Raw genomic sequence first — 9,024 nt, forward strand, 5'->3', positions numbered from 1 at the left:
TTGACATATTTTTAGCATATATTAAAAACTTCTGCCTTGTACATAGATATTAGGGAGGATTAGATGTCTGACTTGAAAAAAGAGATAAGATTCAAAAATTTACCATTATTGTTAAAAGATATGGAAATAAAAAAATGGGTTATTGATTCTTTTTTCTTTCCATATAAAAATAAGAATTATATTGTTATCTTAAAATTGTATAGAGAAAACGAAAAAAGACCTTCAAAGTATGCAAAGGCAACGGTTGAATTTATAAAGCAGGAAAATGTAAATGTATCAATTAAGGGATATATTGATTTTTATAATGTACATTTTGATAGTGCGTATGAATTCTGTGAATTTTTCGGCGTTGAAAAAGGTAACGCCAATAGAGATTTGTTTGAAGATTTTTCTGCTATATTTTCACGTTATATACCATCAGAAAAGGTGATTGTGAAGTCTTCAGAAGAGAGGCTACTTATTGGAAGAAGAACAGAGGGCAATAATCCTAATGCGATATATTGTTTTGATGTTAGAAGAAATGGTAAAAAAGAAGATGGGACGCCTAATGGAAGAAGTGTTGAAAATAGCAATAAGGCAGAAATATTAAGACCAGATTTGTACAAAAGATATTTTAGTGATACAAACTTGAGTTTTTTCTTTTCTGATGATCCAACAGAAGAAAGAACAGATAGAGAAATAATTGAGAGTTTTGCTAAAAGAAAATAATTAAAATTGTAGCATACGAGGTATATTGTTAATGATAATTTCAAAGAGGCTTGAAGATGCAGAGTTTATTATGTCGAAAGATGAACTGACATATTCTGCTGTTATCGAGGACTTTAAAAATGCAAGTCAGATACATATTTTGACGTATAATATTTCAAAAGACCAAAATGTCTTATTAAAAGCATTGAAGGATTGTGAAAAAGATACAGAGATATGTATTGTATCAAATATTCCGGGACGTTGGGAATCCTATTTTGGAAAAACCTATGCAGATAAGGCCAAAAGAAGCATTTCATTATATAAAAGTAAGTTGTCTCCACAAAAGATTGCGGATAAAGCAGAGGTTTATTTTTGTTTTTCAAATCATGCAAAAATTATTATGACTGATAATATTGCGTATGTAGGATCGTCAAACTTTTCTGAAGAAAGTGCAGACAATTTTGAGTCGGGCTTTATAAGCAGAGATGTTGATTTTATTGAATTTCTACAAGAGGAAGTGTTTCCGTGGATTATTGATAGTTCTAGCGAATATAAGACAGATGAAGAACTTTTGTTTTTAGAAACGGCAATACGAAAGAGTATTGCAATGTTTGGAGCAATGCATGAAGAGTATTATCAGATGTTTTATTTACTCTCAGATCATAGGGGAATAGAAAAATGGTATTATAATACTACAAGCAGTGTTTTACATACAAGAGACTTAGAGAAGGCAAAGGAGATATGTTATCAATACCTGGAATTATTAAAAAGAGTTAATAAAATATTTGACTTGCGTGTGTTCTATGAAAAGGGAATTGATAATTTGGATACTGTGATAGAAGAAGCAAGCCATACGATTGAAAATATGGAGATGCTTTTTACGGGAAGTGTCTATGATTTGGCTAAGTTTGATGAACAAGATTTCGAGGATGAATATCTTAGTGAATGCTATGCTGAGGCTTATGATGAAAAATTAGATTATTATGTAGATAAAGCTATGAGTGCAGCAAGTAACGCATTTGCTGAATTGGCGGAGGAAGCTAAAGATGAAGCTGATATGTTACTTAGGCAAATTGAGGAGTTGGAGACTTTAGCGAAAAAAGTACTGAAATTATTCAAATCATTACCATTGAATGATATAAGAATTGATAATACAAAGAAGTAAGTGGTTTTAGCTGGGGTAAACGCTATCCCCCTAAGTGGGGCATGAACTTTTTCGCAAAAGACTACGGTTTCGCTATTTAGTATAAGAAGTAACTTTCACCGCACGTTGAGACTGTGGCATTATTAACTAAAAAAGATATCACGGCTTGCTGACAAGAATTAACTACAAGTTCAGCTGTTGCAAAATTTGCAACAACTGCGGCGTATAGCAAAGCGTATTAGGTTCACGCGGTCAAAGGGCATGGGAAAATGAAAAACGCTGAGGCAAACAGACAGATGATCTGTCAGGGAGTATATTTGCCATATGTTATGCATAGAATACACTTGTGCCTATTCTATTATTCATGCCTAGCAGGTTGAAATCCTTCGATTTCTACTTGTATTTTGGCATGTTTTGTGGTAGAGTGTAGGCAGTGATCAGGTTCCAGATACTCGCGAGGACTGGGACCGGGGGAGGACCTGAGGGCCCTCCTTTTTTTGTACAGAAAGGAGACGGATCGGTTGGCAAAGCCATTTCTTACATATGATGAGCAGATAGAAAAGCTCATCAATGAAAAGAAACTTATAATAAATGATTCAGAGTCGGCGAAAGAGGTTCTTAAAAATATTGGATATTTTTCACTGATTGGAGGATACAAAATTCCGTTTATTGATCCGATGACACGCATTTATCAGAATGGTGCGTCTTTCAATGATATTTTAGCGTTGTATCATTTTGATTTATCTCTACGCGAACTTATATTTAAATATCTATGTGAAATCGAATGTCGAATGCGTCAATTGATATCCTATCATTTCTGTTCAGTTCATGGTGAACAACAGTCGGAATATCTTGATCCTCATAATTATAATCCCAGCCTGAAAAAAATGAATGATATCAATCGCCTTATAAACATTCTTGATTATCAGGCAAATAAGAATCAGGATCATACATATGTGGTTCACCAACGTAAGGTGTATCACAATGTTCCGTTATGGGTGCTGATAAATACACTTACTTACGGACAAATTTCAAAACTGTATACTTTGCTTCCATCTCAAATACAGAGCAGCATTAGCAAAAATTTTCCGCATGTAAAAGAAAAAACATTGGAACAATATTTAAAAATACTTACTCTGTTTAGAAATGTATGTGCTCACAATGAACGCTTATACTCTTTCCGAACACAAATAGATTTTCCGGACACCAAACTTCATGACAAACTTGGTATTCCGAAAAAAGGAATTCAGTATGTTTATGGAAAAAGAGATTTGTTTGGTGTGGTTGTTGCTTTTCGTTATTTATTACCAAAAGAAAGCTTTCTTGATTTTAAGAGTTCGCTGATTAAGGTGTTACATACATATCATAGACAAAGTAGTCAACTAGCTGAAAAGGAGTTGCTTACAATAATGGGATTTCCTTTAAATTGGACATCAGTCACACGATATTTTTTATGAATTATTAGAACATAGCTTGTGCTGTAAAAATATCAAACTCTTGTTTGGCAGTAGTCGGTCACTGCCTATTAATTTCTATAGAGTCCTCATATGATATTTAGGAGATGTAAATGAATCAGGATCCTTTCAAAGAATATATAAGAGAATCAGAACCGAATAAACGTGAAAAAGGCTATGCATGGCAGACAGCAATTGGGCTGCAGGCAGTAGATGGGCTGAAAACGTCAAAATATCTGATCGATACTGCGATTCGGAATATCGAAGGTGATATTTCAATTGATGAGGCAAATTCGCTTTTAAATAGCTACTATGAAGAAAACCCAAAACAGGATCCTGGAGACAGAACGGAGGAAGCGGATAAGGTTTCTGTCCGGATCGTAAAGGTTTTGTCAGAAACGGGTTTTAGTTTTACTCCAAATGAATATATCTCGATTCATAAAAAACTATTTACTGGAATCTACAGACACGCCGGAAAGATCAGGGATTATAACATCACAAAAAAAGAGTGGGTATTAGACGGAGAAACAGTTCTTTATGGAAATGCATCTGAACTCCGTGACACGTTGGAATATGACTTCTCCGAAGAAAGAACATTCAGCTATAAAGGGCTGTCAATCAATGAAATAATTCATCATCTGGCAGTGTTTGTTTCAAGGCTATGGCAAATCCATATTTTTGAGGAAGGAAATACCAGAACAACGGCAGTATTTTTTATCAAGTATTTAAGAACGCTGGGATTTGATGCCACCAATGATATATTTGCCGAGAATGCATGGTATTTTAGAAATGCATTGGTGCGGGCAAATTATAATAATTTTAAAATCGGGATTCATGAAACAACAGAGTATTTAGAGCTATTTCTGCGAAATCTGTTGTTAAATGAAGAAAATGAACTGCATAATCGGGTCATGCATATCAGCGGAAAGTTTGTGTTTCCTCCAAAAGCGAACGATGAGAGTATAAAAGAGGACATTGAAATGCAAAAAGCGAACGATGAGAGTATAAAAGCGAACATTCGTAAACCTCTTGAAAAAATGATTCCTGGCTTGTCCGATAAAACAATGGACCATATCCTACGCATATATGAAGCATACGGAACAGAAGACATGTTTGGAAGAAAAGATATAATGCTGTTGACAGGATTAAAAGCAACCAGAGCATCAGAAGTAATAAAGTTATTGATAAGCGCAGAGGTCATTGAAACGGTCAAAGGGCATGGAAAAGGAAAATATTGTTTTATAAAAAAGTTAAGTGAAAAGCCAGATTATGAGGGAAGTGTGTAAAATGAAAAACGAACAGGAATACATCATTCTCCAGATTCAGGAGGATGACTATGGCTGTGAGGAACGCCCCGCAGGGACAAAGAAAACAGTTTTCGTCCGGCTGAAAGACGCTAAGGAAAACGAGCGGATGATCCGTCAGGAAGATGACTGGCTTTATGAGCAGGGGATTGATGAAGGTGATCTGGTAGTATTAACGGAGAATCACCTGTATAAGAAAACGGAGGAGAGATAAATAAAGATGGAATTACAGACAGAACGCCTGATTTTAAGACCATGGCAGGAGAGCGATGCAGAGAGCTGCTACGAATATGCGAAAGACCCGCAGGTCGGTCCGGAAGCAGGATGGCCGATGCATACGAGTGTGGAGAACAGCAGAGAGATCATCCGGGAAGTTTTATCGGCGGATGGAACGTATGCGGTGGTTTTAAAGAGTACCGGAAAGCCGGTGGGCTGTGCAGGCCTTACAGTGGGCGAGGCATGCAATATGCCGGTACCAGAAGATGAGGGAGAGATCGGCTGCTGGCTGGGAACTCCGTACTGGGGGCAGGGAATCATCCCGGAGGCGGTAAAGGAATTGATTCGGTACGGTTTTGAAGATCTGGGGCTGAAACGAATCTGGTACGCATATTTTGACGGGAATGAAAAATCGAAGCGCGTGGCAGAAAAATGCGGCTTCCGGTATCATCATACGAACAGGGATCTGGAGTGGAAATTGTTAAATAAAACTGTGACAGAACATGTCTATGTGCTTGAAAAAAACCGCAGGAACGATGAAATCTAAAGAAGGCAAGAGCAGCATGGAGATAGATGTGCTGATCTGTAAAAGGAAAGGAATTTGCTGAAATGATAAAACTTATGGTCGCGTCCGACATCCACGGCTCCGCGTACTACTGCAAAAAGATGCTGGAGGCATTCGACCGGGAGCAGGCGGAACGTCTCCTGCTTCTGGGCGATATTTTATACCACGGACCGAGAAACGACCTCCCGAAAGAGTACGACCCAAAGGAAGTCATCAAAATGTTAAATGAGCGGAAAAACAGGATCTTCTGCGTTCGCGGAAACTGTGATACAGAGGTAGACCAGATGGTTCTGGAATTCCCGATCCTCGCGGATTACGCAGTGATCCCAACGGCGGACCGCCTGATCTACGCCACTCACGGTCATCATTTTAACTTAAACGCACTTCCGCCGATGCAGCCAGGGGACATTCTTCTTCATGGCCACACCCATATCCCGGCGTGGGAACCATTCGGCGATGGAAATCTGTACCTGAATCCGGGTTCTGTGTCGATTCCGAAGGAGGGAAGTGAGCACAGTTACATGATCCTGAAGACCGGAGAAGCTGTCTGGAAAACTCTGGAGGGAGAGATATTCCACAGTATTAAGTTGTAAAATTTAATGGCAATTAAAAATGGATCATAACGGTGAGGTACTAAAAAATGTGAGCGAATTATGTAAATATATCTGCAAAACAACAGCGAAAGCGGGCAGATAAATGATAGATACTTCATGTTCCGGAAGTTAACTCCGTCACTATACATGTCATAAAAATGTATAGCAAACACACCCTGAAAACATAAATAACAAGGAATATTCGTGGCAAATAAAATATTGCTTGCGTGTCCGATAAAGTCAGAGTATAGTATTCATTGTGGGGATTTGTAAAAAAATTCAAACAAAAAACATTTGTAGACAAAAAAGGAGAGACACTATGGGTGAAACACAAGCAAAGAAGAAAAAAGCACCGTTGAGCATGTGGAAAGTTATCCTCATTGTTATCGCGGTAGTCTACGTGATGTCCTTCATCATTCCTTCCGGCGCCTATGAACGCGATGGAAAGATGGCAATTCCGGGTACATACCAGATTATCGATAAGATCTATCTGAATCCGGCACAGGTAATTCTGGCAGTCGGCGATCTTGTTTACAGTACGTTCGGCAAATTATTTGTAACGTTGATCATCATGGGTGGTATGATGGGAATCGTAAATTCCACAGGTGTTCTGGACCGGGCGCTCAGTAACCTGATCCATCGCTTAAAAGATAAAGCCCTGATCATCATTCCGATCTATATTTTTGCAACGGCGCTTTTAGGCTGTGTTGGATCCATGATTTCCACAGTTGTGCTCTTTATTCCGCTTGGAATCACGATCGCAAAGCAGTTAAAAGCAGACCGTATTTTTGCAGTCGGTCTTGTGATTCTTGGATCCTTTACCGGATTTATGACATCTCCGATCAACCCGTTAACAGGCCTTCTCGGACAGGAGATTGCGGGTCTGGCTCCGTACTCCGGTTCCGGTCTCCGAACAATTGTTACGATCTTGAATCTGACGGTGGTTTCTGCATATCTGATCTTCTGGGTAAAACGATGCCAGAAGAATCCGGAAATCTATGCGAAAAACTTTGGCGGAGAAAACACGGTAGAAGAGGGAGATGTTCCGGGCGCAGGTGAGTACCGTCCCATGACTGTCCGTGAGATCGCGATCCTCGTGATCTTTTTCGGAGCATTCATTTTCTTCGCGGCAGGCGGACCGACTCTCGGACTTGGCATGACACAGTTAGGCTCCATCATGCTGCCGGTTGCCTTCATCGAAGGTTTCCTTGCGCATTACGATATTGATGAGACCATGAGACGCTTCGTAAAAGGAACACAGGATATGTGCGGCGTTATGGTATTTATGGTCCTTGCCAGCGTTATGAGCGTTATTCTCAATAATTCCGGTATCCTTGACACGATCGTCTATTATATTTCAGTTCCGTTAAACCATATGAGCAGTGCTTTCGCAGCGATCGGAATGTTCATTGCGAATGGTCTGATCAACTTTGTGATCAACTCCGGTTCCGGACAGACAGCTGTTATGATGCCGATCATGGCCCCGCTTTCCGACGTTGTAGGTGTTACCCGTCAGATGGCAGTTTTAACTTTACAGTACGGTGATGGCTTCACAAACCTCTTCGCTCCGACCAGCGTAAACTTAATGGCATGCCTTGCGATGGCAAAGGTAGATTTAAAACAGTGGTATAAATTCCTGATACCGTGTTACGGTATGCTGTTTGTGATCATGATCGCATCGATCTTTGTAGGTACAGCGATCGGCTTCTAAAGGAGGAAATCAGATGGACACAGGGGAACTTATCAGAAGCTTAACAGATGAACTGGAACAGCATACGATTGAGATCAGGCATGAGATCCATGCAAATCCGGAACTCTCGTTTCACGAATTTGCGACAAGCAGGATCGTATGCCGGGAACTGGACCGTATTGGCGTTCCTTATGAGGAAAGTCCATGTAAACCGGGCATTATCGCAACCATCGACAGTGGAAAGCCGGGTAAATTCCTGATGCTGCGGGCCGATATGGATGCACTGCCAATTCAGGAAAAGACTGGACTTCCCTTCGAATCAAAGGTACCGGGAGTGATGCATGCCTGCGGCCATGATATCCACACCTCCAATCTTCTGACAGTAGCAGAGATCTTAAACCGGACAAAGGATCAGTGGAAAGGAAAGGTGAAGCTGGTATTCCAGCCGGCGGAAGAAAATGGCGGCGGCGGAAGAGAGATGATCAAAGCCGGACTCATGGATGAGATTCCGGATGCGTGCTTTGCGCTTCATGTGGAAAATGGGGTCCCGGGAAAGATAGTCGTTGGAAGCCGTTATCTGACTGCATATTCCGACAGCTATAAGATCACAGTCCATGGAAAAGCCGCTCATTCCTCCACCCCGGAAGAGGGTGTGGATGCTGTATACATTGCCGCGTCCATTGTCACAGCGCTCCATGGAATCATTTCCAGAAATCTTTCTCCGATGGATCGGGCGACCTTAAATGTGGGAATGATCCACGGTGGAACAGCGCCGAACATCATTGCGGATGAAGTGACGCTGGGCGTCATGCTGAGAAATCTCTCGAAGGAGTCCAGAGAAGCGATGATGAAAAAAATTGAGACGATCTCCAATGGAATCGCCGAGTCTATGGGGGGAAGCTGTGATCTGGCATTCCGTGCCGGTTACGCGGCAGTCTACAACGATGAGAAGTTCTCTGATTTTGTAGCGGCCACCTTCCGCAAATATGAGGACATTATCCATGTGGATCTCGGGGACGGAAAACCGGAAGATTGGCTGATTACCGGAGAACATCCGCTTTTAGGTGCTGAGGATTTTGGATTCTATTTCCAGAAAGCTCCGTCCTGCATGATATGGGTCGGTGTCGGTGGAAATTCTCCAAAACACAGTCCGGGATTCTGTATCGACGAGCGCTATATCAAGCTCTGTACAAGAGCAATGGCGATGACAGCGTTGGAGTATCTGACAAAAGAATAGGCGATATATGAGGCAGGAGTAGGATTATGAGGATTCTACTCCTGCTTTTCTTATAGTGCGCCCGGCGGCGCACGTTTCTAGCGGGTGCAAGTCCCGAATCCGCCCGGTAGTGGGAAGGATATAGCCGAAGGTAA

9 protein-coding genes are annotated in these 9,024 nt (G+C 40.9%); all 9 read left to right on the top strand.

The window, feature by feature from the left end; genetic code table 11:
- Positions 1–63: 63 nt before the first annotated feature.
- The 9 genes from GPK83_RS04805 (at position 64) to GPK83_RS04845 (ending at position 8,890) form a co-directional block, all read left to right on the top strand.
- The gene (locus GPK83_RS04805; protein WP_215704132.1) at positions 64–708 is read left to right on the top strand and encodes a DUF6037 family protein; all 645 of its coding nucleotides are present in this window, start codon (positions 64–66) and stop codon (positions 706–708) included.
- 31 nt (positions 709–739) lie between these two features.
- Positions 740–1,852 (top strand): phospholipase D-like domain-containing protein, encoded by a 1,113-nt coding sequence (locus GPK83_RS04810; RefSeq protein ID WP_215704133.1) that lies wholly within the window; start codon positions 740–742, stop codon positions 1,850–1,852.
- A 500-nt stretch (positions 1,853–2,352) separates the two neighbouring features.
- Positions 2,353–3,288, top strand: coding sequence for an Abi family protein (locus tag GPK83_RS04815; RefSeq protein WP_215704134.1), 936 nt, complete (start codon positions 2,353–2,355; stop codon positions 3,286–3,288).
- A gap of 110 nt (positions 3,289–3,398) precedes the next feature.
- Positions 3,399–4,571 carry a Fic family protein gene (locus GPK83_RS04820; RefSeq protein ID WP_215704135.1) on the top strand — a complete coding sequence of 391 codons (1,173 nt, stop codon included), beginning with the start codon at positions 3,399–3,401 and terminating at the stop codon, positions 4,569–4,571.
- Between the two features lies 1 nt (position 4,572).
- On the top strand, positions 4,573–4,803 hold the full coding sequence (locus GPK83_RS04825; protein WP_215704136.1) for a hypothetical protein: 231 nt from the start codon (positions 4,573–4,575) through the stop codon (positions 4,801–4,803).
- A gap of 6 nt (positions 4,804–4,809) precedes the next feature.
- Positions 4,810–5,352, top strand: coding sequence for a GNAT family N-acetyltransferase (locus tag GPK83_RS04830; protein ID WP_215704137.1), 543 nt, complete (start codon positions 4,810–4,812; stop codon positions 5,350–5,352).
- 65 nt (positions 5,353–5,417) lie between these two features.
- On the top strand, positions 5,418–5,963 hold the full coding sequence (gene yfcE, locus GPK83_RS04835; RefSeq protein WP_215704139.1) for a phosphodiesterase: 546 nt from the start codon (positions 5,418–5,420) through the stop codon (positions 5,961–5,963).
- Between the two features lie 319 nt (positions 5,964–6,282).
- The gene (locus GPK83_RS04840; protein ID WP_117504816.1) at positions 6,283–7,674 is read left to right on the top strand and encodes a Na+/H+ antiporter NhaC family protein; all 1,392 of its coding nucleotides are present in this window, start codon (positions 6,283–6,285) and stop codon (positions 7,672–7,674) included.
- A gap of 13 nt (positions 7,675–7,687) precedes the next feature.
- Entirely contained in the window at positions 7,688–8,890 is a 1,203-nt protein-coding gene (locus GPK83_RS04845) for a M20 family metallopeptidase (protein WP_215704138.1), read from the top strand.
- The last annotated feature ends 134 nt before the right edge of the window (positions 8,891–9,024 follow it).

This window comes from Clostridium sp. MCC328 (assembly GCF_018785465.1).
In the GTDB taxonomy this organism is placed as follows: Bacteria; Bacillota; Clostridia; order Lachnospirales; family Lachnospiraceae; genus Pilosibacter; species Pilosibacter fragilis.

What these genes read in the sequence shown, in the direction of transcription:
- GPK83_RS04805 (WP_215704132.1), top strand. Translation starts at nt 64, where the DNA reads ATGTCTGACTTGAAAAAAGAGATAAGATTCAAAAATTTACCATTATTG.
- GPK83_RS04810 (WP_215704133.1), top strand. Translation starts at nt 740, where the DNA reads ATGATAATTTCAAAGAGGCTTGAAGATGCAGAGTTTATTATGTCGAAA.
- GPK83_RS04820 (WP_215704135.1), top strand. Translation starts at nt 3,399, where the DNA reads ATGAATCAGGATCCTTTCAAAGAATATATAAGAGAATCAGAACCGAAT.
- GPK83_RS04825 (WP_215704136.1), top strand. Translation starts at nt 4,573, where the DNA reads ATGAAAAACGAACAGGAATACATCATTCTCCAGATTCAGGAGGATGAC.
- GPK83_RS04830 (WP_215704137.1), top strand. Translation starts at nt 4,810, where the DNA reads ATGGAATTACAGACAGAACGCCTGATTTTAAGACCATGGCAGGAGAGC.
- GPK83_RS04840 (WP_117504816.1), top strand. Translation starts at nt 6,283, where the DNA reads ATGGGTGAAACACAAGCAAAGAAGAAAAAAGCACCGTTGAGCATGTGG.
- GPK83_RS04845 (WP_215704138.1), top strand. Translation starts at nt 7,688, where the DNA reads ATGGACACAGGGGAACTTATCAGAAGCTTAACAGATGAACTGGAACAG.